The sequence below is a fragment of the Paraburkholderia rhynchosiae genome, from assembly GCF_002879865.1.
Lineage (GTDB): Bacteria > Pseudomonadota > Gammaproteobacteria > Burkholderiales > Burkholderiaceae > Paraburkholderia > Paraburkholderia rhynchosiae.
In genome coordinates this window covers 1-24479 of sequence record NZ_PNXY01000049.1, presented here as the reverse complement: position 1 = coordinate 24479, position 24479 = coordinate 1, and the positions used below count along the sequence as shown (strand labels likewise).

The 24479-nt window shown below is 62.6% G+C and carries 20 protein-coding genes and 1 pseudogene; 9 read left to right on the top strand and 12 right to left on the bottom strand.

From position 1 onward, the window contains the following. Positions 1–9 precede the first annotated feature (9 nt). Positions 10–1605: an MDR family MFS transporter gene (locus C0Z16_RS34020; RefSeq protein WP_102636389.1), complete on the bottom strand. Its 1596-nt coding sequence runs from the start codon at positions 1603–1605 to the stop codon at positions 10–12. 137 nt (positions 1606–1742) lie between these two features. Here C0Z16_RS34020 and C0Z16_RS34015 point away from each other — a divergent pair, with 137 nt between their 5' ends. Beyond that, positions 1743–2585, top strand: coding sequence for an EcsC family protein (locus C0Z16_RS34015; protein ID WP_102636380.1), 843 nt, complete (start codon positions 1743–1745; stop codon positions 2583–2585). On the opposite strand, the gene C0Z16_RS34010 is transcribed toward C0Z16_RS34015, so the two are convergent. The 8 genes from C0Z16_RS34010 to C0Z16_RS33975 form a co-directional block, all read right to left on the bottom strand. After that, entirely contained in the window at positions 2555–3523 is a 969-nt protein-coding gene (locus tag C0Z16_RS34010; protein WP_102636379.1) for an alpha/beta hydrolase, read from the bottom strand. The two genes, C0Z16_RS34015 and C0Z16_RS34010, sit on opposite strands and share 31 nt — an antisense overlap. A gap of 138 nt (positions 3524–3661) precedes the next feature. Further along, a complete protein-coding gene (locus C0Z16_RS34005) occupies positions 3662–4096 on the bottom strand; it encodes a CHRD domain-containing protein (protein WP_102636378.1) in 435 nt (144 codons plus the stop codon). Positions 4097–4463: 367 nt separating this feature from the next. Next, positions 4464–8900 (bottom strand): ATP-binding protein, encoded by a 4437-nt coding sequence (locus C0Z16_RS34000; protein ID WP_102636388.1) that lies wholly within the window; start codon positions 8898–8900, stop codon positions 4464–4466. A 53-nt stretch (positions 8901–8953) separates the two neighbouring features. Next, a complete protein-coding gene (aqpZ, locus tag C0Z16_RS33995; RefSeq protein ID WP_102636377.1) occupies positions 8954–9700 on the bottom strand; it encodes an aquaporin Z in 747 nt (248 codons plus the stop codon). A gap of 240 nt (positions 9701–9940) precedes the next feature. Continuing rightward, entirely contained in the window at positions 9941–10585 is a 645-nt protein-coding gene (locus C0Z16_RS33990) for a response regulator transcription factor (protein WP_102636376.1), read from the bottom strand. A 110-nt stretch (positions 10586–10695) separates the two neighbouring features. Continuing rightward, a complete protein-coding gene (locus C0Z16_RS33985; protein ID WP_102636375.1) occupies positions 10696–11385 on the bottom strand; it encodes a response regulator transcription factor in 690 nt (229 codons plus the stop codon). Positions 11386–11521: 136 nt separating this feature from the next. Beyond that, on the bottom strand, positions 11522–12187 hold the full coding sequence (locus tag C0Z16_RS33980) for a response regulator (protein ID WP_175130766.1): 666 nt from the start codon (positions 12185–12187) through the stop codon (positions 11522–11524). Between the two features lie 340 nt (positions 12188–12527). Further along, positions 12528–13853 carry an MFS transporter gene (locus C0Z16_RS33975; protein ID WP_102636374.1) on the bottom strand — a complete coding sequence of 442 codons (1326 nt, stop codon included), beginning with the start codon at positions 13851–13853 and terminating at the stop codon, positions 12528–12530. 96 nt (positions 13854–13949) lie between these two features. Here C0Z16_RS33975 and C0Z16_RS33970 point away from each other — a divergent pair, with 96 nt between their 5' ends. The 7 genes and pseudogenes from C0Z16_RS33970 (at position 13950) to C0Z16_RS33945 (ending at position 20533) form a co-directional block, all read left to right on the top strand. Then, positions 13950–14837, top strand: a complete 888-nt coding sequence (locus tag C0Z16_RS33970) for a LysR family transcriptional regulator (RefSeq protein ID WP_102636373.1) — start codon at positions 13950–13952, stop codon at positions 14835–14837. A gap of 442 nt (positions 14838–15279) precedes the next feature. Next, positions 15280–15980 (top strand): annotated as a pseudogene (locus C0Z16_RS33965) (c-type cytochrome). Continuing rightward, positions 15977–17320 (top strand): c-type cytochrome, encoded by a 1344-nt coding sequence (locus tag C0Z16_RS33960; RefSeq protein ID WP_102636372.1) that lies wholly within the window; start codon positions 15977–15979, stop codon positions 17318–17320. Before C0Z16_RS33965 ends, C0Z16_RS33960 begins: the two are co-directional and overlap by 4 nt. A gap of 43 nt (positions 17321–17363) precedes the next feature. Then, positions 17364–17540 (top strand): hypothetical protein, encoded by a 177-nt coding sequence (locus C0Z16_RS38300; RefSeq protein WP_167403583.1) that lies wholly within the window; start codon positions 17364–17366, stop codon positions 17538–17540. Positions 17541–17542: 2 nt separating this feature from the next. After that, positions 17543–18115 carry a cupredoxin domain-containing protein gene (locus C0Z16_RS33955; RefSeq protein WP_102636371.1) on the top strand — a complete coding sequence of 191 codons (573 nt, stop codon included), beginning with the start codon at positions 17543–17545 and terminating at the stop codon, positions 18113–18115. Beyond that, on the top strand, positions 18102–19727 hold the full coding sequence (locus C0Z16_RS33950) for a b(o/a)3-type cytochrome-c oxidase subunit 1 (RefSeq protein ID WP_102636370.1): 1626 nt from the start codon (positions 18102–18104) through the stop codon (positions 19725–19727). The genes C0Z16_RS33955 and C0Z16_RS33950 overlap by 14 nt, the downstream gene beginning before the upstream one ends. Beyond that, the gene (locus C0Z16_RS33945) at positions 19724–20533 is read left to right on the top strand and encodes a c-type cytochrome (RefSeq protein ID WP_102636369.1); all 810 of its coding nucleotides are present in this window, start codon (positions 19724–19726) and stop codon (positions 20531–20533) included. The genes C0Z16_RS33950 and C0Z16_RS33945 overlap by 4 nt, the downstream gene beginning before the upstream one ends. Before the next feature lie 184 nt (positions 20534–20717). Here the strand turns inward: C0Z16_RS33945 and C0Z16_RS33935 are convergent, their stop codons facing one another. After that, positions 20718–22370 carry a methyl-accepting chemotaxis protein gene (locus C0Z16_RS33935; protein ID WP_102636367.1) on the bottom strand — a complete coding sequence of 551 codons (1653 nt, stop codon included), beginning with the start codon at positions 22368–22370 and terminating at the stop codon, positions 20718–20720. Between the two features lie 304 nt (positions 22371–22674). On the opposite strand from C0Z16_RS33935, the gene C0Z16_RS33930 reads away from it, so the two are divergent. Further along, positions 22675–23475 carry a bestrophin-like domain gene (locus C0Z16_RS33930; protein ID WP_102636366.1) on the top strand — a complete coding sequence of 267 codons (801 nt, stop codon included), beginning with the start codon at positions 22675–22677 and terminating at the stop codon, positions 23473–23475. Between the two features lie 70 nt (positions 23476–23545). Here C0Z16_RS33930 and C0Z16_RS33925 read toward each other — a convergent pair whose 3' ends face one another. Together C0Z16_RS33925 and C0Z16_RS33920 are read right to left on the bottom strand one after the other, a co-directional pair. Beyond that, complete coding sequence (locus C0Z16_RS33925) at positions 23546–24085, bottom strand: single-stranded DNA-binding protein (protein ID WP_102636365.1); 540 nt, start codon at positions 24083–24085, stop codon at positions 23546–23548. 167 nt (positions 24086–24252) lie between these two features. Further along, the coding region (locus C0Z16_RS33920; protein ID WP_146014393.1) for an MFS transporter at positions 24253–24479 on the bottom strand (227 nt) is incomplete at its 5' end.

The following is a 24479-nucleotide window of genomic DNA, read 5'->3' as shown; positions in this document are numbered from 1 at the left end:
AGTCCAAAATCAGTCGGCGTGAATCACAGGCTCGAGCTTGCGCTGAAGCTTGATCGGTGGAACACGGCGGCTTTGCCATATCGACACCACGGCGATGATCGCGGCCATCGCGAGGCCGAAATGAATCGCCGCTACCAGCGTCTCGCGCGCGCTCTCGAGAAGCATCGCGCCGTTATGCCCGGCGTGTGTCAGTTCGCCGAGCAAGGTGGCTTGCGCTTCGTGGTTGATCAGAATCTGCGGGTCGCCGAGATCGGTGAACCATTGCGACGCGTGATCGCTTTCCAGCGAGCTGCGCACGCCGCTCGCGTACATATGGCTGATCAGCGTTCCGGTGAGCGCCGTGCCGATCATGCCGCCGATCATCCGCAGCGATTGCAGCAGCGCCGTTGCGATGCCGAGATGTTCGCGGCCGGCCGTCTGCTGCGCGAAGATCGTCAGATTCGGCATGACGAAACCGAGGCCGAGGCCGCCGAGCATCATGAACGACATGAGCAGCCATTGCGGCATCGAACGTGTGGCGACGACCACGCCGAGACACGACAGCGCAATGAACGCGAAGCCGACATACAACATCAGATTCGGATTGCGCACGCGCGAAACGATGCGCCCATTGGCGATACTGCCGAACGTAATAAACACGACCAGCGGCGTGATGACCACACCCGCTTCCTTCGGCGACATCCCAAAGCCGCCCTGGAACAGCAACGGCGCGTAGAAGAGCAGCGAAAACATCGAGAAGCCGCCGAGCACCGCGAGCGTGAACAGCGCGGCGAGGCTGCGGTTGCGGAACATGTCGACGGGAAGAATCGCTGTCGGGCAGCGCTTCTCCCATTGCCACAACGCATACGCCGACGCGACGCTCAGCGCGAGCAATGCGCAAGCGCCAAGCGTAAGCCCATGCTTCGGCAGCAACTCGACGAACAACTGAAGCGAGCCTAGCGCCACCGCGATCAGCGCGGCGCCCGGCCAATCGAGCCGCATCTTGCCTTCGTGTTCGACATGCCGCAAATGCGGCAGAAAACGCCAGACGAAAAACAGCGACAGCAGGCCGACCGGCAAATTCACGTAGAACACCGAGCGCCAGCCGTAGTACTGAGTCAAAAAGCCGCCGAGCGAAGGCCCGACCGCGTTGGCGATGCCGAAGGCCGAACTCATCAGTACCTGCCAGCGCAGACGGACCACTGAGTCGGGAAAAAGATCGGGGATGCAGGCAAACGCGGTGCCGACCAGCATGCCGCCGCCGATGCCCTGCAAACCGCGGGCGAGCACGAGAAACAGCATGTTGTTTGCGACGCCGCACAAGACTGACGCGCCGGTGAACACGACAATCGACGCAATCACGAACGGCTTGCGTCCGTAGTAGTCGCCGAGGCGTCCGAAAATCGGCACCGTAATCACCGAGGTCAGCAAATACGACGTCGCCACCCACGCGTACAGTTCGAACCCCTTGAGTTCGGCGACGATAGTGGGAAGCGCCGTGCCGACCACCGTCTGGTCCAGCGCGACCAGCATGGTGACGAAGGAGATGCCAAGCATCGCCAGAAGCGATTCACGGAACGGCAAGACTTGCCCACTCGAGTGGTGGGCAGCGGTATGGACAGCCATTTTTTGATGGAGCAACAGTTGACTCGTCAAACGATTGGGAATCATACCATGGGCTCACGCTCTAAGCAGAACATCCCGGACGCTGGCCGCACCGGAACCGATTGAAGAAAGCGCATCACCTGACGCCAGGGAGGCACATGGAGCCGAGTTCGCTCGCAACACAGTCGTTGTCGGAAGAGGATCACAGCGCGCTGCGGCGCGCGAAACACGAACTGGAAAGCCCCGCGCTGGCGATGAAACTGGCGAGCATCGTCGGGGCGCCGTTGGAAAAGCTGATGTCGCGCATGCCGGCGTTCGCGAACGAAAAAGTCACAGACGCGACCGAACTGGCGTTGCGCAAGTGTTTGTCGATTGCGCTACGCACGCTGGGACGGCGCGACGGCGCGTCGCCGTTGCTTGCACCCGAGAAGCCGAGCAATCTGCTGCACAAGTTCGCGGTAGCCACGACCGGCGCCGCTGGCGGCGCATTTGGCCTCTTTGCACTGCCCGTCGAGTTGCCGGTCACGACCACGCTGATGTTCCGCTCGATCTGCGACATTGCGCGCAGCGAGGGCGAGAACCTGACGTCGATCGACGCGCAGCTCCAATGTCTGACGGTGCTAGGCATGGGCGGCACATCGGCCGCCGACGACGACGCCGACTTCGGCTACTTCATCATGCGTGGCGCGCTGGCGCAGGCGGTGTCGAAAGCGTCGTCGGAAATTGCGACCAAGGGATTCACCGCGCACGGTTCGGCGGCCTTGCTGCGCCTGCTCAATACGATCGCGGCGCGCTTCTCGGTGCAGGTGAGCGAACAGATCGCCGCCAAATCGATTCCGGCGATCGGCGCGGTGCTCGGCGCAATGGTCAACACGGTGTTCATCGACCACTTCCAGCAGGTCGCGCACGGCCATTTCACCGTGCGGCGGCTCGAACGGCAGTACGGCGAGGAAACGGTGAAGGCCGCGTATCAGACCATCGACGTTGCATTGGATACCTGAGCGGCGTTCGCGGCACGGCTCGTCGCGCGCACAACGAAGGCGGCTGCGCGGTCCAGCGCACGGTTCGCCTCGGGAATGAACGGCGCGAAGATTGGCCAGACGTGCGGCATCTTCTTCCACACTTCCAGTTCACAATCGACGCCCGCCGCGCGCGCGTTGTCGGCCACGCGCCGCGAGTCGTCGAGCAGGACTTCGGTGCTGCCCGCCATGATGAAAAGCGGCGGCAAGCCACGCAGGTCGGCATACAGCGGGGACGCATACGGATGCGTGGCGCGCATATCGCCGAGATAGACCTTCGCGGCCCTTGCGATCGCCGGGCCGCTGAACATCGGATCGGCGCCGTCGTTGTCGACGATGCTGGCGCCGGTCGCCGCGAGGTCCGTCCATGGCGAGAACAGCAGGCCACCAGCGGGCATTGGATCGCCGGCGTCGCGCAGCGCGACGAGCGCCGCGAGCGCGAGGCCGCCGCCGGCTGAATCGCCTGCAATCACAATCGACTCGGGGGCCGCGCCTTCAGCAATCAACTGACGATAGGCGGCGATTGCATCGTCGAGCGCGGCGGGAAAGCGGTGTTCGGGAGCCAGGCGATAGTCGAGTGAAAAAACCGGCGCATTGGTGCGCGTTGCGAGACCAAACACAATCGAGCGATGGGTTCGCGGCGAACAGAAGTAGTAGCCGCCGCCGTGGCAGTACAACACCGTGGATTGCCCGCTGCTTGCGGGCGACGCGCTGCCGACACGTTCAATCCATTCGCCACGCAGCGCGTTACCGTGCGCGCTGTCCAACTCCCGCAGACGCCAGCCGTGCGGCACGTCCGGCGTCCAGGCGCGCTTCGCGGTCAAAGCGCGCGCTCTTTCCACGTCGATACGTGGCTTCAGGGTTTGAGGGCGAAACTGCCGGCGCAAAAACCAGCACGCGAGTGCGCTTTGCCAACTCATCGGGACACGCTCCTTCGAAAATGTCCCTTCATGGTACGTGCGTTCGTCGCCGCGTCGGTGGACGACGGCTACTAATCTTGAAAACGATCCGCTGCGCTCGCGCGCCCCGCTGTGTGTGGGGCTGCGATTTTCCTTCGACTAGTTAGCAGGCAACACTTGCCCGCGAATTTCGCCCATCGGATTTTGCGCGGTGTGAATGTTGACGTACCACTGACCGGCCATCAGATCGGTCACCTGCTGTTCGCTGAGCGCCGCCGAGCCTTTCATCGGGCTCGCGAACGAGCTCTTTCCGATCGGCACCTGGACTTTCGCGTTCTGTCCCACCGGCGCCGGACCGTGGAAATGCGCGGCGGTCACAGGGCCGCTCAAGCCTTCGTAAGTGACCGTCCATTGCAGCGATTTCGTCGACGTGTCGAATGTTGCGCTCAACGCGCCGTGGCCGTGACTCACCCGAGGCGGCACTTCGCTCGACGGTTCGAGGTCCGCTTTCAATGCCACCGTATCCGCGAACGCGGTACCTGACAGCACCGTCCACAACGTCACAGCCAGACTCAGTTTTTTTAGCGTAATCATGGTCTTCTCCGCACTGGATGCGCCGCCACACCGACGTTTCGGTGGCGCGGAGCCATCACATACTAGTGCAAATCGTCCGATGACGTCTGCGGCGGGAATCGCGTCAGCCGCCGTTGAGTTGGCGCATGTTGGCGGGCTCGCTGCGCCGCTCTCGTGCACGTATCGATTTTTTCAAACAATCATTTGCAGATTCTGTAATGAATTATCTGCGCCATCCCTGGTATGCTTTGGCCTGCGAGAAGTGACTCCTTCATCGAGGGATGTCTCCAAATCTTTAACGCGGCTTCGGCCGCGTTTTTTTTGCCCAGTTGATTGCGTTACGTTGCCGGCAGTCGCGTCTTGTGGATTACCTGACATGGCAGCGCCTTCAGGCGAGCAACGCAGCTTGTTGCTCGATGCCGTCGAGCATCGCATTGCACTTGTCGATCAGCGAGAGACCATCGCGGCGCACACGCTCGGGTGTATTGATGGCGATATCGCGGCGATATTCGTCGAGCGCGTTGATGAGAGGCGGGTATTGCAGCACGCTCGCGGCGCCCGTCACTCGATGAAGCCACTCGCGCAGGCGAACCACGTCGGCTTTCTCCAGCAAGGGCGACAGTGACTGAATGTCTTCGCGCACGGAAGAAACGAACGAACCGAGCAAAGCCTTGACCGTGGATTCGCTGCCCCACAATTGCGTCATGTGCCCGAGGTCGACAGGTATAAACGGCTCGGCGCCAGTTGCCACGGACGCGGCAAGCGCCGGCACATCGACGGTTTCGGCGGGTGCAACGTGCCATGCGCTGTCGGTCCCAAACCAGCGGCTCAAATACTCGCGCAGCGTGGCGAGGCGCGTCGGCTTGACGAGGCTGTCGTCCATGCCGGCCTCGCGGCACCGGCTCAGGTCTTCGGGCGCCGTATTCGCGGTAATGCCCAGAATCCGCAGACGATGCGAGCCGCCGTGCTCCTGCTCGCGCTCATGCGCACGAATACGCTGCGTCAATTCATAGCCCGACAGGTTGGGCATATGGCAGTCCGTGATCAGACATCCATAGCTGGTCTGCTCGAGTGCGGCTAGCGCCTCGACGCCGTCGTTCGCAACGTCGCAAGCGAAACCCAGCAACGCCAGTTGATGGCGAATCAACTCCTGATTCACCGGATGATCTTCGGCGACGAGAATCAGGCGCCCGCTCGCGATGGCCCGCTCGCGGTCCGGCGGAGCGGTGATGCCTTCCGGCGTGCGCGGCACGCCAACCGACGGCGCCGGCACCGACTGAAGTCCCGTCATCGCGGCGGCGCATGCCGCCCCGAGCCCGCGCCACGAAATCGGGTTGATACTGAGACGCACGTTGTCGTCGAGAATGCGGTAACCCGTTGGCTTCGGCTTCTCCGTCAGCGAGATCACGCGTAACTTGTGCGTCACGTTAGCGGGCAACGTCACGTCCTCGCTCACGAATAGCAGATCGACGCCGCTTAGTGCTGTGACACAGCGCAATTGCGGGGCGTCAGCCGGAACGCGGCAAAACTCGAGTCCGAGCGCTTGCCCGAAGTGCACCAGGGCCTGGCCAATCCGCGCGTCAGTAGTCGCCACGAGACACCGCTTGCCGCGCAAGCCGCTCACCGAATAACTCTGCGTCTCGACCGGCATGCTGAGTCGCATCGTCATGCGGGTGCCGTGGCCGGGCTCACTGTCTAGCGCGAGTGAGCCGTTCATCAGTTCGATCAGCTTGCGGCAGATGGTCAGTCCGAGGCCCGTTCCACCGAAGCGGCGCGTTGTGGAGGATTCCGCCTGCACAAATGGCTCGAAAAGTTTCGCCCGCACTTCCGCGGCAATGCCGATGCCGGTATCTTCAACGATCATTTCGAGTGTCTGCAGCTCGGCCGTTTGCGCGACGACCGCGACGCTCACGTCCACTTGTCCCTCGGGAGTGAACTTGATCGCGTTGCCGAGCAGGTTGAACAGGACCTGCCGCAATCTCACGCTGTCGCCTTTCAGCGTGGCCGCGACATCCGACGCGATATCCACGCGGACTTTCAGGCCCTTCTCGTGCGCGCGGCCGGCCAGCAAGCCGACAGCGTTGTCCACAAGTTCGCGCAAATCGATGGGTTCGGCTTCGATCGTCAAACGGCCGGCTTCGATTTTCGAGTAGTCGAGCAAGTCGTCGAGTATCTGCAGCAGCGCACCTGCCGACTCGTGGATCATGCCGAGCATTTCGCCCTGATCCGCGTTGAGCGGCGTGCGCTCCAGCACTTCGACGAGTCCGAGCACGCCATTCATCGGAGTGCGGATTTCGTGGCTCATCATCGCGAAGAAGTCGTCTTTGGCGCGCGACGCCGCCTCCGCCAGATCGCGCGCGCGGGCAAGCTCCTCAGCGCGCGCGTGTTCGACGCTCGCATCGACCCAGTAGCCGCTCCAGACGACACTCCCGTCCGCCTCGCGGCGCGGCGCCAATTCCGCGCGCGCCCATTTGAAATGCTGGTCCTGACGCAGACGAAACTCGATGAGCACCGGCGTTTCCAGGCGAGCGGAGCGCTCGAGCTCGGCAATCACGAACGGCCGGTCTTCGTCGCAGATAAGCTGGAAGTCGGCATGACCGCCACCGGCCAGCCTTACATCGCCCTGCGCCGGCAGAAGCTTTGCGTCGCCGCCAATATAGGGAAACGAATATGCGCCGTCCAAACTGCGGCGCATCTGGAACACCACGGCAGGCAAAGAACGCGTGACGTCGAACAGGCGCCGCTCGGTATCCCGCGCACGCATTTCCGCGCGCCGGATGTCTGTGATGTCCACCATGGTGCCGAGCACGCAGACCGGCTGACCGTCGTTGCCGCGGCAGATGCTCGTCCAGAACAGGCCGTGCCGCAAATCGCCGGCAATGCGCTCGAACTGTAACTCGACCTGAGCCATGTCGCCGCCCTGCAGCAGGTCGCGCGTCATATCGGCGAGTACGCGGCTGTTCGCCTCGCCCCATGTCTGAACCTCCATCGTGCTGCGCCCGAGGACCGCTTCACGACTCCGTCCGCATGCCCGCTCATAGGCGCCGTTGACCGCGATGTAGCGGCCCTGCAGATCCTGGGCGACGAGCGGATAGGGCACCATCTTCATCATGGTTTCCTGGAAATTCAGTTGCAGCGCCAGTTCGCGCTCGGTTTCCTTGCGGCGCCTCACTTCACGCTGCAGGAGCAGATAAGCGCGCAGCGTGACGAGCAAGGCGACGCCAATGCCGATGAGCAAAGGCAATAGGCGTACCGCCGAAACACTCCACGTACCGGCTCCCGGCGCGTTGCCCGTCACCCATTTCAGCCGGATGCGCTGCTTTTCCGCGGGCGGCATAGCGATCAGGGCGCGGTCGATCAAGCCGGCGAGCGGACTGAGGTCGGGGCGCACGGCAAAGTCGAGTGCGTCGGACTCGCCGACGGTGCCAAGAATCTTCAGTACCCCGGCGTATTGCCGTTTCAGCGGAATGTCGACGGCGGCCACGTTTCCCACCACGACGTCCGCCTCGCCTGAAGCGACCATGCGCAGAGCCTCGTCCAGGCTGGGCGCCACCGCCATGTGACCTTTCGGAATGTGCTGGAACGCGAGGGGATCGACGCCGGCCACACGTGACGACACCACGATGCGCCGCGAGGCAAAGTCGGTAAGCGAACGCGCGGCGGGCTCGTCGTCGCGGCCCACCATCACCAGTGGGTAGCTCTCGTAGGCACGGGTATGCCGCGCCTTGCGAAGACGCGGATCGTTGCTTGAGCCAGTGGTGAGAATCGCCAGCTCGCCGCGCTGGAAAGCGTCAATGGTGGTGGGCCAATCGGGCTGCCGCGCGCGGTTGAACACGATGCCAAGCGTGCGGCTCAGATACGCAAGATAGTCCGCCGTGACGCCCGCAGGCCGCCCTGAAACGTCGACATAGCTGAACGGCGGCCAGTTGCTGTCGAAACCCACCTCCAGCGGCGGCAACGCACGCAGCCACGCCTGTTCCTGCTGAGTCAGCTCCAGACGCGACGTATTCGGCTCCGGCTTCGCGTCGAAATTGCTGGAGAGCCAGTGCACGCGAATGGCCGTGTCGTCGGCCTGGTTCAGGGATGCCAACGCGCGGTCGAGCCCATCGCGCAACGCAATCCGGCTCCGGGGCACGCCGAAGCGCAGCTCTGCGGTTTTGGTGCTCTCCTCGAATGCAACGCGCAGGTTGTGGAACTCCTCGGTCGCCAGCGCGTATTGAACGGCGGGCGTGAAACCCATGTAGACGTCCGCATCGCCATGGGCAACGGCGAGGAGAGCCGCGTGCGTCGATGTGAATGCACTGATCCGGGCGCGCGGGAAGCGCTCGCGCAACAAGCGCTGGAGTGCAAAGCCTTTTTCTATGGCGATGGACGCCCCCGCAAGACGAGCGGGTCCTTCATACATGTCGCCGCCCCTGCGCACCACCGCCGATGTCGAGGCCCGGAAATACGGCGCAGTGAAACTGACACAACGTTCGCGCTCCGGAGTACGGGCGAGACTCATCAACAGATCGACCTTCCCTGTGCATGCAGCTGCCAGTAATTGCGGCATATCGGGAAACGCCCTCGCCTCGATCACGACACTCGGCCCGACCAGAGCGCGCAGATAGTCGACGCTCATTCCGGTGAGTTCGCCGTTTCGCAGCGCGTCGAATGGCAGCCAGTCATCCGCGAGTACGCCGACGGTCAGTTTCTGCGGAAAGGGACCGGCAATCCGACTGGAGCCGACATCACCAAACGGCTGGGCGACCGCCGCCACCTGAGCTGCGACAAATAGAGATAGGGCCAGCACCCATCCCGACACGCACCGCAACAGACGCGTCATGGAAGCGCGTTCGAGCAACACGGCGGTGACGAGAACGAACGGCACAGCGCCACTCACGCGACTTCGCCCTGCCCGTCGGCAAGCGCAGCGGCGGACTGATCGGACTTGCCACCCAGGAACGAGAACAGAAAGCCGGCGACGACACCCCCAGACATCGGCGCAGCCCAGAAGAGCCAGAGTTGATCGAGTGCCCAATCGCCGACGAAAAGCGCCTGCGCCGTGGAGCGCGCCGGATTGACCGAGCCGTTCGTGACCGGAATCGACACGAGATAGACGAGCGCCAGACAGCCGCCGACGACCATCGGCGCGCCCGACTGCGGTTTATATCGCGTGGTCACCAGAAGGCTCGCCATGACGAACGCGAACGACAGCACAAACTCAATGACCAGCGCCGAATGCAGTTGATAGTCGGAAGGAGAATGATCGCCAAAGCCGTTGGCCGCGAACTCGCTCGCCCCCATTTCAAAGCCGGGGCGGCCGCTCGCCACATAAACGAGTAGCGCCGCCGCTGCGACGGCGCCGAGAATCTGCGCGGCGATGTAGGGCAACAGGTCTTTGACGGGAAACCGTTGCGCTGCCGTGAAGCCGACAGTGACGGCGGGATTGAAGTGGGCACCCGATGTTTCGCCGAACCAGTAGCTGGCCGTGGCAAGCGCAAGACCGAACGCGAGCGAGACCCCGAGCACGCCGTATCCCTGCTGAACGGCGCCGGTATTCAATACGATGCTGCCGCAGCCAATGAACACAAGCCATGCCGTACCCACGCCCTCAACCAACAACCGCTTACCTAGCACGGCCATGCCGCCTCCTGTCCCTATGCGAAGCAGACGACGCCGCGCGATGGCCGCAGGACATCTGCCTGAATTTCCCAGCTATGCACGGCTCGGTCTCAAGAAATAACTGCTTGAATGAGACGAACGCCAGCAAAAGCCGAAGCTAATTCAGAACTATGGAGCGGCAATGCCCTTCAACCAATCAGAAGAGTCCTAATTATGGGACCGCAACACATCGGTATACGCGCGCGGCGTGGCGCACCTTCGCTAGATCAGACCGATCTGCCGTGCGTAGTCGATAAGATCGGATTCCGTCTCCAGACCCAGCTTGCGCATCGCCGTACGTTTTTGCGTGCTGATGGTTTTACCGCTGCGCTCGAGGCGCGTGGCGATTTCGTGCACCGCGAGCCCTTGCACATAAAGCTGGAAGATCTCCCACTCGCGTGCGCTCAGAACGCTGGCGCGCAGTTGCGGCGGCGTGTCAGTCGTTTCGATCGCGATGCGCACGTGTTCTGACAGATAAACCTCTCCCGCCAAAGCCGTCCGGATCGCGTCGATCAACGCCGCAGTCGTGTCGCGCTTGTCGACTATTGCGCTGACACCAAGATGCAACAGGCCCGAAAGCATGTGTGCATGACAAATCATAGTCAGCACGACGACAGCAGGATGCGTCCGCCCTCTCAACATGCGACGCAGGAACGGGATCGCGTTACTCCCGCCATCGAGCCCCGGCATGCCGATGTCAGATACGACGACATCGCAATGGTACATGTCGGTTAGTTCGGCGAGGCCCTGCGTGTTGCGTGCCTCGCCGACAATCTCAATATGCGGCGTGGCGTGCAACAACTGCCTGACGCCGGCACGAACGCAGTCGTGGTCGTCCGCCACGATAATGCGAATCTTCTCTGTCATTTTTTTTGTCTTCTCAAGTGACGCGCCCAGTACTAAGACGTACTTCCCCTAGGCGATGCCAATGCATTTTCTGTTTGTCACGCCGGCCCGGCGCGACGGCTCATTGTCTGTCAGCGCCCTTCGACGCGTGCCTCGGATACCACGCCATGCTCAACTGCGAAACGGAATAATTCAGCGTCGCTATGCAGCGCAAGCTTGCGCATTGCCGTGCATTTCTGCGCACTGATCGTCTTCACGCTGCGCCCCAACCGCCCTGCGATCTCCGTGACACCGAACCCTGACGCGTACTGGGTGAACACTTCAAGCTCGCGCCGCGACAACACCGAGCGGACAAAGTCGAGCCGCTGCATTGCCGTTGCATCCGCGATGAGCGTGCGCACCGCCGGACCGAGATAGCACTCGCCCGCCAACGCCGTAATGATCGCGACGTGAATCAGATCGATGCGGTCGCGCTTGCTGATCAGCGCATGCACGCCGAGCGAAATGACGCTTTGCAGCGCGGTCGCCTCGGTCTCCATGGTGAGTACGACAAGGGCCACGCCGGGATAGCGGCTCCTGAACTGCCGCACAGCTTCGATTCCGCTGCCATCCGAGCCGCCCGGCATATAGAGGTCCATGAGCACCAGGTCGCAACCGGTACGGTCGACTTCCGCGAACAACTCGGTCGCATCCGCCGCGCGGCCGACGACCTCCATGTTCGGATAGCCGCCCATCAGATTTTCGATCGCCAACAGGACCAGCGGATGATCGTCCGCGATGATCGCCCGGACCGGTGTGCCTATTTCAGCGGTGTCGCCCATCGTCTACCTCTCCTCCATTCATCAATTGCCGCCATCGTCTCTCGCGTAACCGGCTCTACCGCGATCATCAAACATTCTGGAAAGGTTAAACATAAGATCGCTCCGAAACACCTTCAATAACGCGGCTATTAATTCCTTAGATATCCGATTCAAATTTAAGAATCCCAATGGCCCGGACGCACGAGAATAAACCAGGATCATTAGTGACGCCAAGTTTTACCATTGCTTCACGTTTTTGCCGAATAACAGTGCGGCGATGACAACCGAGCGCCGCAGCAATTTCCCCAATCGACCGACCTTCTACAAACATCCTGACGATCATCGCCTGCATTCCCGACAGAGGGAGCGCAAGTGGTTGTTCGCACCCTGCTTCATTCGGCCTTGCAAGAAGCCTGGCGATCGAGCGGCCGATGTAGGCGGCGCCATGTTCACCGCCGTCGATCGCGCGCCACAGTTCGTGCATCGGCTCCGTCTTGCTGAGCAGACTCACGGCGCCGTCTGACGCGAGGACGCGAAGGATCGCGGGATTGGTCGACGTCGACATGACGACGACGCGCAGCCTCGGCCACTCGTCGCGGATTTGCCGGATAAGGCTGAGTTCGTCCTCCACGCCGCCACCGGGATCCGGCATCGACAGGTCGGTGACCAGCACGTCGCATGGCGTACGCCGCAGCAGTTCGATCAATGACGCGGGACTGACGGCTTGACCGACAATGGTGACGCCGGCCTGTGTCTCAAGCGTGGCTCTAACGCCAAGCAAAACGAACGGATGATCGTCGGCGAGAATGATTCGGATGTTCACTAGGATTGCTCTCGTTTGCTGTCGGATATTTATCAGATACGCAGAGCAAATTGACACGCCCTACGCATGCCTCGACGCGCCGCTTTCAACGCGAGCGCGTCGACGTGACCATAAAATCACCGCCGCATGCATAGCGAAAATCGGAGTGTTCCGAATCGTGTAGTGAAACCAACGGCCGATCGCTGCGTACCGACAATAAAAGACGTAATTACTCAAAATGAATAATTAGGAGAATTCCGCGCCACGAGATTCGTGCGAAAACGAACATTGCAATTAACACTGTCTCGCGCGACGTTCGCATAACGACTCGCCAGCGAGCATCGTGGCGAGTTCTGAATCTTCAGGCAGCGTCACAGGTGCGGGCGACGCCCGCTTCGTCATTGCGCAGCGCGCGGGGAAGAACCGGCAACGCGATCAATGCGCACAGGCTGGTCACCGCCCACACCACGGGCCATGACCCAAGCGACAGTAGCGGCGGGATCGCGAGCGGCGTCAGAAAGAGCGAGAGAAAGACACAGGTATTGCCGATCGCCAACGCGGTGCCCGCGCGGTTCGTTCCAGCGAGCGTCGCGAGTTCGGTGAACGCGACGCCGTGCCATGCCGACGCGCTCACGCCGCCGAGCACGATCATCGGCGCGAAGATCATCGTCGCTACTGTCGTGGCGGCGTGATGCATGCCGGCGACGCCCGTCGCGAGCGCGAGGGCGGCGAACAACACCGCGGTCAGCAAACTGCAGCCTCGCATGTATGAGCGGCGATTGCCGCGCCGGTCCGTCCACCGGCCGCTCCAGACACGTGCGATTGCAGCGCCGGCCTGCACCGCCGCCATCGTCACGCTGATCGTCAACACGCCGGCGCGACCGAAGTCATGCAGGAACACGGTTCCGAAAGTGACAATGGCGAGCTGCGGCACGCAAAGCGCGCCGGCGCCGAGCGCCACACGCCAGATGCCGATTTCCCGCAACGGCGAACGGCTCTTTGCATGTGCCGCGCGCCCAACACCGCGGCGCGCAGCGTATGCATCGCGGCTATCGGGACGCGTCGGTTCATGCAGCCAGCGCCACGCGAACACCGACGTTATCGCGCAAGCAAGCGCCAGCACGGCATACACGCTTACGAAGCCGAATCTCGACGCGAGAGCCGGCAGCAACAGCGCGCCAAGCCCGCCGCCGGCAGGCACTGCGGTTTGACGAATGCTCATTGCCAGTCCGCGCTCGCCCTCGCGAAACCACGCCATCACCGCGCGGCCGCTGGAACCGTTGACGCTGCCGCCGAGCAGACCGACAAGTAGCAAGCCGAGCGCAAGCGTCGTCAAGCCAGGCACATGCGAGCCCGAAGGCGCCGCGAAGAGCGCCAGTCCGCCCAGCGCCGCCGCGGTCGAAAGAAGTCCTAGCAGCAGCACGCGACGGTCGCCCCATCGATCGGTCAGAAGTCCCCATGGCAACTCGCTGACCGCGATGCCCAGGCCGAGCATGCCGAGCACGAGACCGAGGCCGTCATTGCCCAGGTGATAGCCAGAGCGCAAATAAACAGCCGTGGTCGGGATGCCCGAGAACGCCGCCGAAAAGCTCGCGTTCGCCGCGAACCCCACGCCCAGCACTTTCCATCTGTGGCTCGCTGCGCGGCCGCCCGCTATCTGGCCGCTTGCCGCTAGTCCGTCTGCCATGATTTTCCTCCGCGATGAATTCGGAGGTATGCTACGGCGACGGCTTCCATCGGAAAAGCCGGAAAACCAGATGCCATCCATCGGATTTATCGAATCATGACCCAGCGCGGATTTGACCTGACGCAATTGCGCACCTTCGTCGCCGTCGCCGAATCGGGCAGCGTGTCGGCGGGCGCCGAACGCGTGTTCCTGTCGCAATCGTCGGTAAGCGAGCAGTTGAAGAAACTGGAGGAGCGCGCAGGCCAACCGCTCTTCGTGCGCAGCAAGCAAGGCGTGAGCGCGACGCCCGCGGGGAGCCGCCTGCTGGAGCACGCGCGGCGCATCATCGCGATGAGCGAAGCGGCGTTCGAAGACCTGCAAGGGCGCTCGCTCGACGGCGAACTGCGCATCGCCGTCACCGACTACTATCGTCCGCACGACATCGCACGCATCCTCAAGACGTTCTCCGAGCAGCATCCGCGTCTGAAGCTGCATGTCACCGTGCTGCCGAGCGCGGTGATCGACAGCGCCGCCGGCGACGACGCCTCGTTCGACATCGGCCTTTCGTTGCGGCTCGTCACGGGTAGCACGCGCGCATCGGGCCAACGCCGCGGCGCGCAGAGCATCGTCGTGCGTCGCGAAAAACTGCTGTGGGTCAGCGCAGCCGATGCCAGCCCGCGACCGGCCGCGCCCTATCAACTTGTGCTGCTGCCGTCGAGCTGCCAGTTGCAGCGTTTTGTCGTCAAGCTGCTCGACGAGAACAAGGTGCCCTATGTGGTATCGCATTCGGCATCCGGCGTGGCCGGATTGCAACTCGCGTTGAAGGCGGGGCTCGGCATCTCGTGTCTGAACGAATCGTCGATTGGCGGCGGCGTGGTCGCATGTCCGACGAGCATCGGCCTGCCCGCATTGCCCGCCGTCGAGTTTCATTTATTGCCTGGGCGAATCGGCGAGAGCGAACGCGTGAGCAATGCGCGCACGGCGCTGATGAGACTCTTTAGTTGAGCACATCGAACAATCACATTCGCGCGCTAGCGTTATTTGCATGCGAGGCGAATTGAATTGTTGAAAGCGCTGTGAACGACACCTATGATGGTCTGAGACGCAGTCAATCAGCCCACTGTTTCACCGTTGATGCTTCGAAGAATTGCTACACGCTGCCAGATGATCGAAGCGTTAATCGCGCAGCCTGAAAGGCGCCGTACTTCGGCGCATTCAGGCCGGTCATCGATTTAATCCAGCAATTCCATTGCAATGGCGAATCGATGTTTCGCCGTCCAGAATAAGTCTGTTTACATTTGCTGTTTTCGCTGTCGTTTTCAAAGAAGTGCAGTGCACCCGCTGTGCATGGCGTCTCCAGGTTGAGAGCGAGTCAAGCCACCAATGCGGACCAAGTAAATCGACAAAAGAACGTTCCGCAGCGAGGCCCGGCGTGCATCGTAGAGCTATGGGATTTGCGACTCTGTTTGTGCTTTACGTCTTGTGGAGCGGCGCGGCGCTCGCGGCCACCAGCGTGCCCGGCGCAATGCCCTCGGCCATGGACGAACGCGTGCGCGCCTGCACCTCGTGCCATGGCGTGCAAGGTCAAGGCCTCAATAGCGATTATTTCCCGCGCATCGCCGGCAAACAGCCGAGTATCTGTTCAATCAGCTAACCGCGTTTCGTGACGGCGGCCGCACCTATCCGCCAATGGGTTATCTGGTCGCCTTTCTGCCCGATGACTATCTGCGCAAGATCAGTCAGTACTTCGCCGATTTGCAGCCGCCTTATCCGAATGCCGATCAGTCCGACGTTGCGCCCGCCGTGCTCGCGGCGGGACAGCGGCTCGTCATGCAAGGCGATCCGGCGCGCAAGATTCCGGCGTGCATTGCATGTCATGGCGCGCGCATGACCGGCCAGCAACCGGGCATTCCCGGCCTCCTCGGTCTGCACGCGAGCTATGTCGCCGGGCAGATGGGCACCTGGCGTTCCGGCACGCGTCACGCGCCAGCGCCGGATTGCATGCGCTCGATCGCGGTGAAGCTGACGGACAGGGACATCACGGCAGTGTCGACGTGGCTCGCGCGGCAACCGCGTCCCGCCGATCCGCGGCCCGCGCCGGCATCCGCAGAGCGCTTACCTCTCTCATGCGGGAGCCAGCCGCAATGAAAACGATACGTCCGCCGCTGCGCCTGCTTTCCTGCATGCTGTCCCCCTGGCTCGTTGCCGCAGCGCTCCTGGCTGGCAGCGCGGCGCTCGCACTCGCGCCTTTGTTCCCGCTCGTCAGCGAAGCACGCGCCGCAGAGACCGCGACGGCAGCCAAAGCCAAAGCCAGCACAACCGCCGACACCCGCGCGGACGTCGTCAAACGCGGCGAATACCTCGCGCGCGCGGGCGACTGCGTGGCGTGCCACACCGCGCCGCGCGGCAAGCTGTTCGCGGGCGGCCTCGCGATGGAAACGCCATTCGGCACGCTGTACTCACCGAATATCACGCCGGACGCGCAGTACGGTATCGGCACATGGAGCGAGGACGCGTTCTTCCGGATGATGCGCACGGGCCGCACGCCGGAGGGCACACTGCTCTATCCTGCGATGCCGATCGCGCAATACACGAAAGTCACGCGCGACGATTCGGATGCAATCTTCGCTTATCTGAAGTCGATCGCGCCGGTGCGCGAGCCGAATCGCAAACATACGCTGCGCTTCCCGTTCAATCAGCGCAATCTGCTGTACGGCTGGCGCACGCTGTATTTCCACGAAGGCGAGTTCAAGCCCGATCCGACCCGCTCCGTCGAATGGAACCGCGGCGCGTATCTGGTCGAAGGGCTCGGGCACTGCACGATGTGCCACACCAAGATCAACATGCTCGGCGGCTCGTCGCAAAGCGAGCAGTTCGCCGGCGGGCTGATTCCCGTGCAGAACTGGTACGCGCCCTCGCTCACCTCCGACAAGGACGGCGGCCTCGGCGACTGGAGCATCAAGGACATCGTCGATCTGCTGCGAGCAGGCATCTCGGATCGCGGCGCGGTCTATGGTCCGATGGCCGAAGTCACTTATCACAGCCTTCAATACATGACCGACGAAGACGTGAAGGCCATGGCCGTGTATCTGAAAACGCTGCCCGACAATCGCGGCCGCAAGACCGGGCCGACAGCTGCGACCGACACCAACGTGTACGCGCCCGGCGAAAAGATTTACGCCGATAAGTGCGCGCTGTGCCACGGCGCCAAAGGCGAAGGAAAGTTGCAACACTATCCGCCGCTCGCCGGCAACCAGTCGATCGAAATGGATTCCGCGGTCAACCCGATCCGGATCGTGCTGAACGGCGGCTTCCCGCCAGGCACGATGCGCAATCCGGAGCCCTACGGCATGCCGCCTTTCGGGCAGGAACTGAACGACACGGACGCCGCTGCCGTCGTCACTTATATCCGCACCGCGTGGGGCAATCATGGCAAGCCCGTGACCGCGCGCGAGGTCAACGAATTGCGCAACGCGCCGCTGCATTAGCCACCGCGCTGAACCGCCGCACCGGAAACTGGAGCACTCCTAGATGGAAGCGAACGATACCCGCATCACGCTCCCGCCCACCGACGACGAAGTGGAACGTGTGATCGTCGCCGGTCCGCATGGAGCGATAGCCGTGGCGGGTGTGGCCACGCTGATCGTCATGGCGATCTGGTTCGGCTTCTACTTCCTCGTGTTTCTGCCGCGCGGCGTTGTGCACTGATCATGTCCACCGAATCTCAACATGAACCGGGCAGCGGTCACACGATCGCGCTACGCGCTGAGCGCCGCTGGGCGATATTCGTCGGCGCGCTGATCGTGCTGATGCTTGCCGTGATCGTCTACTCCGGACTGCATTGGGCGATGATGCCGCCGTCGCGCGTCGAAACGATCGATCCGTCACGCCTGCAACTCTCGGGCGAATTCGTCGAAGACAATCTGGGCAGCGCGGTGGAGTCGGACGGCTCCGTGGTCGTGCGTTTCATCGCGCAGCAGTATTCGTTCACGCCGCAATGTCTGCTCGTGCCCGCTGACACGCCGATCACGATCCGCATCACGAGCGCCGATGTCGTGCACGGCCTTCTCGTCACCGATACCAACATCAACACGATGGTCGTGCCCGGCTATGTCGCGACGCTGAGCACGCGTTTCGACCAGCCCGCCGATCACACCATGCCCTGTCACGAGTTCTGCGGCTTCGGCCATCAGGCCATGTGGGCGCATGTGAAGGTGATCGACAAAGCGGCCTTCTTCGAGCAGGCCCGACAATCACGGAGGCTCAGCTGTGTTTCACGCTAAGCGACTCGTTCTTGCGCATTTCTGGCTCGCCTTTATCGCGTTTATCGTCGCGCTGTTTCTCGGCGCCTGGCAGATGCTGGTGCGCAGTCCACTCGCGCCGTGGATCGGCAACCCCGAGCTTTACTACCGCTCGGTAACCGCCCACGGCACGGTGATGGCATACGTGCTGCCTACCCTTGTGTCGATGGGCTTCGGCTACGCGATTGTCGAGCTTGCGCTCGCGCAACGCCTCGCCGGCATCAGATGGGCATGGGCTGCGTTCATCATGCTGGCGGTGGGGGCTGTGATGGCGATGGTGCCCGTCGCGCTCGGCAAGGCTTCGGTGCTCTACACCTTCTATCCACCGATGATCGGTAGTCCGTTCTATTACGTCGGCGTCGTGCTGGTGGTGGTCGGCTCGTGGATCTGGGTCGCGCTAATGCACGTGAACCTGAGCATCTGGCGACGCGCCAACCCCGGCAAACCGGTGCCGCTCGCGATGTTCGCGAATGTCGCCGGCGCGTATCTGTGGGCGTGGACCGCGGTCGGCGCAGCGCTCGAAATCCTGTTCCAGATCCTGCCGGTCGCGTTCGGCCTCACCAATACGATCGACGCCGGCCTCTCCCGCGTTCTGTTCTCGTGGACGCTGCACGCAATCGTCTACTTCTGGCTGATTCCGGCCTACATCGCGTATTACACGCTGGTGCCCAGAGCGATCGGCGGACGGCTCTACAGCGATTCCATGGCGCGCGTGTCGTTCGTCCTGTTTCTCGTTTTCGCGATGCCGATCGGCATCCACCATCTGTTTGCCGATCCGCAGGTCGGCTCCGGCTTCAAGTTCCTGCACGCCGTCTTCACGGGGATGGTTTCCGTGCCGACGCTTCTGACCGTGTTCACGATCTGCGCGTCGGTGGAAATTGCGGGCCGGCTGCGCGGCGGCAAGGGCGCATTCGGCTGGCTCACGGCATTGCCGTGGCAGAACCCGATGATGCTCGTCGTCACGTTTTCGTTCGTAATGCTCGGATTCGGCGGCGCCGGCGGCCTGATCAACATGAGCTATCAGTTGAATACGACGGTGCACAACACGCAGTGGATCACCGGGCACTTCCATCTGATCTTCGGCGGCGCGATCGTCATCATGTACTTCGCGATTGCGTACGAACTGTGGCCGCAACTCACGGGCCGCGCGATTGCGTCGCTGAAACTGGTGCGCATGCAACTATGGCTATGGTTCATTGGCATGCTGGTGGTGACGTTGCCCTGGCATTACGTCGGTTTGCTCGGTGCGCCGCGCCGCATGGCCTACTACGACTACAAGATGCCCGGTCTCGAAGCGCAGGCGTTCTGGGTCAGCATGTCGGCGATAGGCGGGCTGATCCTCGCCGTATCGGGCGCGCTCTTCATCTACATTCTCGCGAAGTCGCAGTTCGGACCGGCGGTTCCACAGCAAAGTTTCCGTTTCGCGAGCGCGGTGCATCCCGCAGAACGGGTGCCCGCCGCGCTCAATAGCTTCGGCTTGTGGGTCGCGTTGATGATCGGACTTACCGTCGTCAATTACAGCGTGCCGATCGTCCAATTGCTCAGACTGCCGCAGACGTCGGTGCCGGCGGTCGTCGTCGGAGCGCAGCGATGAATCGGGAACGCGTATTCAGCTTGCGCAATCCGTGGTTCACGGTGAGCGTCGCGGGCACGCTGGCGCTCGCCATTGTGTCGATGCTGATAGGTTTTCTCTGGCTGCCTTCGGCCAACAGCGCGTTCGCGAACCGCAGCTTATGGGCGACGATTTGCGGCGCCGCGGGCGTGCCGTCGAGCTGGTACCACGGCGCAAACATTGCAGGGCCGGCGCCGAGCGACGTCGTGGTGTTGCCGCCGTTGCGGCGCGTGCGAGCCGACGCGAATTCGATCGGCCGCGGCGCGACCATCGCCACGCAGAATTGCTCGATGTGTCACGGCGTGCTCGGCACGGTGCAGGTCACCGCGCCCGCGTTGGCCGGGCAATACGCGGACGTCGTCTATAAGGAGTTGCGCGATTATCAGAAGGGCGTGCGGCAAAATGCAGTGATGCAGCCGATCATCGCGGCTCGCAGCGATCAGGACCTCCACGATCTCGCCGCTTATTACGCGTCGCTGCCGCGAGGTCCGGCAGCGGAAGTCGCGCCCACCGGCAGCACGCCGGATGCGAACGCCGTGCGGCTCGCGATGCAGGGCGATCCGCAGCGCAATATCGCGCCGTGCGCCGCGTGTCACGGGCAGCTTGACCGCAAAGGCTCGGCGCCGTGGCTGGGCGGCCAGTCGTCGATCTATCTGGCTGCGCAGATGCGGGCGTTTGCTTCAGGCGCGCGTCGCAACGACATTAACGAACAGATGCGCAATGTCACCCGGCAGATGACCTTGGCGGAGATAGACAGTCTCGCTAAGTACTACGCGGCCATGCAGTAGAGCGAACGGTTTGCGCGCAGGGCAGTGCGGTGCGCTCCGGTGCGTTGCGCGAGGGTGCGGTGCGGTGCGGTGCGGTGCGTTGCCTTGCCTTGCGTTGCACTACGGCGCGGCGCGATACGGCGCAGTGCATTGCTGACGACACGGCACGCGCCGCGAGGCAAACGCGAAGCCGGCCGCGAACGGATCAAGCGGCGGCCAGTTCGTCCGCGTTGTTCGATGCACGCTTCGCCACAACGCTCTGACCGTTACGCAAGTCCGCCAAGGCCCGCGACGACGAACCGCCTTCGGTCTGGAACACAGCCACCGCCGATGTCAGCCTTCTCGCCTGCTCCTCCAGAGAACTCGCTGCTGCTGCGGCCTGCTCGACGAGCGCGGCATTCTGCTGCGTGACTTCGTCCATTTGCGCGACGGCGAGATTGACCTGATCGATGCCGGTGCTCTGCTCGGTCGCCGCTGCGGCGATCTCGCCCATGATCGAGCTGACGCGCGAGATGGCCTGGACGATCTCGGTCATTGTCGAGCCCGAGCGCTCGACCAGGTGCGAGCCGTTCTCGACGCGCGTCGTCGACGCTTCAATCAACGCCTTGATCTCCTTCGCAGCCGCGGCGCTTCGCTGCGCCAGCGAACGCACCTCGCTCGCGACGACCGCAAAACCGCGGCCCTGCTCGCCCGCGCGCGCCGCCTCGACCGCCGCGTTCAGCGCAAGGATGTTGGTCTGGAAAGCGATTCCTTCGATCACGCCGACAATGTCCGCAATGCGCCGCGAGTCGTCGACGATCTCATGCATCGTGCCCACCACCTGCTCGGTCAGTTCGCCGCCCTGAGCGGCGAGCGTCGACGCGCCCTGCGCGAGCGAACTCGCCTGCTTCGCGTTATCCGCGGTCTGCTTGACCGTCGACGTCAGTTGTTCGATGCTCGCCGCCGTTTCTTCAAGCGACGCCGCCTGTTCTTCCGTACGTTGCGAGAGATCCGTATTGCCCGCGGCGATTTCACTCACGCCACTGTCGATAGATTCCGTGCCTTGACGCACTGAGTTCACCGTCGCAGTGAGCGACTCCTGCATCTTGCGCAGCGCGGCCGCGAGACGTCCCATTTCGTTGTTGCTCGTCACGACAATCTGGCCGGTCAGGTCACCGTTGGCGATCCGCTGGAACTGGGCGATGGTGGCATCGACCGGACTGACGATTGCGCGGACCAACACCGCGCGGCCGATCAGCGAACCCAGCAGCGAGATCACGATGCCGATCACCACAGCCACGCAGATCGCATAAAACAGGTCTTGTGCGCTCTCGTAGCGCTGCGCGCCGTGATCGAGTTGCAACTGTTCAAGCGCGAGCATCGCTTTTTCGAACGCGCTGTAGAGAGACGGCAGTTTCTTCGCCTGCAATTGCTGGAACGTGGTTCGGTCGCCCGCCTTGAGCGCGGCCAGCGCCGGTTCGACGCCCTCGCGCAGGAACGTGTCGCGCTTGTCCTGCATATCCTTGATGAGGCGCTGCTCGTCGGCGCCGGTGCTTGCGCGGCTCAAATAGTGGGCAAGCCGCTCGTTCGATGCTTTCTGGTACCGATCGAAACGCTTGAGCACGGCATTTGCGCCGTCCTGATCGTTGAGGTCGACAAGCGATGCATAAGTGGCAAGCGCGAGGCGCAAGCGCAACAACTGGCCGGCGCTGCCTTCGAGATCGGCGACCGCGGGGGTATCCACGGTGTACATCTGCTGTAGCGACGCGTTGCTCGAGCGCAGGGACAATAGGCCGGCTGCGGCGCCCAACAGCAGGGCGACGGCAAAGAACGCGATCATCAGGGTAAGGCAACTGCGAATCGACAGATTTTTCAACATCGGGCCTAGTCTCCGTTTTGGGCGGCCTGACCGAACGTTCAGTGAATTTGCCTCGGCCACGCGTGCTGCGCCCAAGCCCGTTCGGCATGGTCCGCAACTTTTTTGTCAGAATTTAAGCGAACGCCACAAATAGGGACTACGGCTGAATTTCTGAAAACTTTATGGCGAATCGCGCATGCATTTGCGGCATATCGAATGCGAGCGATAGCGGTAGCGTTTGAACCGGCGCGGCGGCGCAATCGCCAGGTTTCAGGCGTTCTGCTGTACGGTTCAGGGAATTGACGTGGGTATATGGAGCATTGCTATGTCGGAAATAGGCTCGGCTGTGCTGGTTTTCGTTCTGCTGCTCGTGGCGACCGGCCTCGGCGTGTGGGTGCGGCCGCTGCTGCCGGAGGAACACAAGGCGCACGAAACGGTGCAGCTCGTCCAGTTGGTGATCGGCATGCTGGTCACGTTCGCCGCGCTGGTGCTGGGTCTGATGACGGCCTCGGCCAAGTCGAGCTTCGACACGGCGGCCAACGATCTACGCACGTACGCCGCCGACATCATCGAGCTCGACATGACGTTGCGGGATTACGGCAGCGATGCCGACGCAGCGCGAAACCTGTTGCGCGTGTACACGGCGGCGGCAATTGCATCGACGTGGCCGCGCGAACCGGCTCCGACAGGCAATTACCCTACGAACATCGGCTCGCCCGACAACTCGCAGAAACTGGAAAACGTGCAGCTCGGCGAAATGCTGACGTCGGTGGGCCGGCAATTGCGGCAACTGCGCGCGCATGATCCGCTACAACAGCACGCGCTCGATGACGGATTGACGCAATTCCGCCGTGTGGTGGACGCCCGCTGGAAAATCATCGAGGAGGCGCATAGCTCGATTTCGCAGCCCTTCTTCAAGACGCTGACGTTCTGGCTGTGCGTGATTTTCTTGAGCTTCGGGCTGATCGCGCCTCGCAATGCGCTGGCGCTCGTGACGATTTCGCTCGGGGCTGTGTCGATTGCGTCGGCGATTTATGTGATCGTCGATCTGGATTCGCCGCTTACTGGTCCGATCATGATTTCCAGTTCGCCGATGCGAGATGCGCTGGCACATCTGAGACGGTAGTGGGTAGCAAAAATGAAAAACCCCGCTGGATAAGCGGGGCCTTTTTCTGCGGTTCAGCGAGAAGCGTTAGTCAGAAAGGAATATCGTCGTCCATTTCATCGAACCCGCCGCCGGCCGGCGCACTCGGACGGCTGGAACCGCCACCGCTAGCGCCACCGCTGCTGCCGCCACGCGAACCGCCCGACACTGCACGGCCGCCACCGCCACCGCCGCCACTGCGCTCAGACGGCTCGCCGCGGCTATAGCCGCCTTCATCGCCGCCGCCCATCGAGCCGCCACGGCCGCCCAGCATTTGCATCTGTTCGGCGACGATTTCCGTCGAGTAACGGTCGGTGCCGTCCTGCGCCTGCCACTTGCGGGTACGGATGCGCCCTTCCAGATAGACCGACGAGCCCTTCTTCAGATATTCGGACACGATCTCCGCGAGGCGGCCGAAAAACGACACGCGGTGCCATTCGGTGGCTTCCTTCATTTCACCGGACGCTTTGTCCTTGTACCGGTCCGTCGTTGCAAGGCGGATATTCGCCACTGCGTCGCCGCTCGGAAGATAACGGACTTCCGGATCGGCTCCGAGATTGCCGACGAGAATGACCTTGTTCACGGATGCCATGAGTTTCTCCTGTTGATTCCATTTCGGCGGCGCCGCAATACACGGTTCGCGTCTCAGGGCCCGCGGGCCCGAGACCAGAACTGCGCCTCTGCCCGCCGCCGGGTGAGTTCTGGGGTGATGCCGGGACGTGCCCGAGTCCGCCGCGAGCGGTCTGCGAGTCGTCTGAGTTACGCTTTGCGCGGCGGCTGTTTCATCTTTGCGGCGATTATAAGCCAGCATAAGACGAGCCCCGAGCAAGTGAAAAAGACCGCGCTCTGGCCATCCACTTTCAGCAGCCAGCCGCCGATCATGCCGCCCAGCGCAAGACCGATGGACTGCGTGGTGTTGTAGACGCCGGCTGCCGCACCCTTGCGGGTGCCCGGCGCCAGTTTTGACACCAGCGAAGGCTGCGACG

Excerpts from the sequence above, each read along its gene's own strand:
- C0Z16_RS33970 (WP_102636373.1), top strand. The coding sequence starts at position 13,950 with ATGACCCAGCGCGGATTTGACCTGACGCAATTGCGCACCTTCGTCGCC.
- C0Z16_RS33935 (WP_102636367.1), bottom strand. The coding sequence starts at position 22,370 with ATGTTGAAAAATCTGTCGATTCGCAGTTGCCTTACCCTGATGATCGCG.
- C0Z16_RS38300 (WP_167403583.1), top strand. The coding sequence starts at position 17,364 with ATGGAAGCGAACGATACCCGCATCACGCTCCCGCCCACCGACGACGAA.
- C0Z16_RS33975 (WP_102636374.1), bottom strand. The coding sequence starts at position 13,853 with ATGGCAGACGGACTAGCGGCAAGCGGCCAGATAGCGGGCGGCCGCGCA.
- C0Z16_RS34005 (WP_102636378.1), bottom strand. The coding sequence starts at position 4,096 with ATGATTACGCTAAAAAAACTGAGTCTGGCTGTGACGTTGTGGACGGTG.
- C0Z16_RS33955 (WP_102636371.1), top strand. The coding sequence starts at position 17,543 with ATGTCCACCGAATCTCAACATGAACCGGGCAGCGGTCACACGATCGCG.
- C0Z16_RS34000 (WP_102636388.1), bottom strand. The coding sequence starts at position 8,900 with ATGACGCGTCTGTTGCGGTGCGTGTCGGGATGGGTGCTGGCCCTATCT.
- C0Z16_RS33930 (WP_102636366.1), top strand. The coding sequence starts at position 22,675 with ATGTCGGAAATAGGCTCGGCTGTGCTGGTTTTCGTTCTGCTGCTCGTG.
- C0Z16_RS33925 (WP_102636365.1), bottom strand. The coding sequence starts at position 24,085 with ATGGCATCCGTGAACAAGGTCATTCTCGTCGGCAATCTCGGAGCCGAT.
- C0Z16_RS33985 (WP_102636375.1), bottom strand. The coding sequence starts at position 11,385 with ATGGGCGACACCGCTGAAATAGGCACACCGGTCCGGGCGATCATCGCG.
- C0Z16_RS33960 (WP_102636372.1), top strand. The coding sequence starts at position 15,977 with ATGAAAACGATACGTCCGCCGCTGCGCCTGCTTTCCTGCATGCTGTCC.
- C0Z16_RS33990 (WP_102636376.1), bottom strand. The coding sequence starts at position 10,585 with ATGACAGAGAAGATTCGCATTATCGTGGCGGACGACCACGACTGCGTT.
- C0Z16_RS34015 (WP_102636380.1), top strand. The coding sequence starts at position 1,743 with ATGGAGCCGAGTTCGCTCGCAACACAGTCGTTGTCGGAAGAGGATCAC.
- aqpZ (WP_102636377.1), bottom strand. The coding sequence starts at position 9,700 with ATGGCCGTGCTAGGTAAGCGGTTGTTGGTTGAGGGCGTGGGTACGGCA.
- C0Z16_RS34010 (WP_102636379.1), bottom strand. The coding sequence starts at position 3,523 with ATGAGTTGGCAAAGCGCACTCGCGTGCTGGTTTTTGCGCCGGCAGTTT.
- C0Z16_RS33945 (WP_102636369.1), top strand. The coding sequence starts at position 19,724 with ATGAATCGGGAACGCGTATTCAGCTTGCGCAATCCGTGGTTCACGGTG.
- C0Z16_RS34020 (WP_102636389.1), bottom strand. The coding sequence starts at position 1,605 with ATGGCTGTCCATACCGCTGCCCACCACTCGAGTGGGCAAGTCTTGCCG.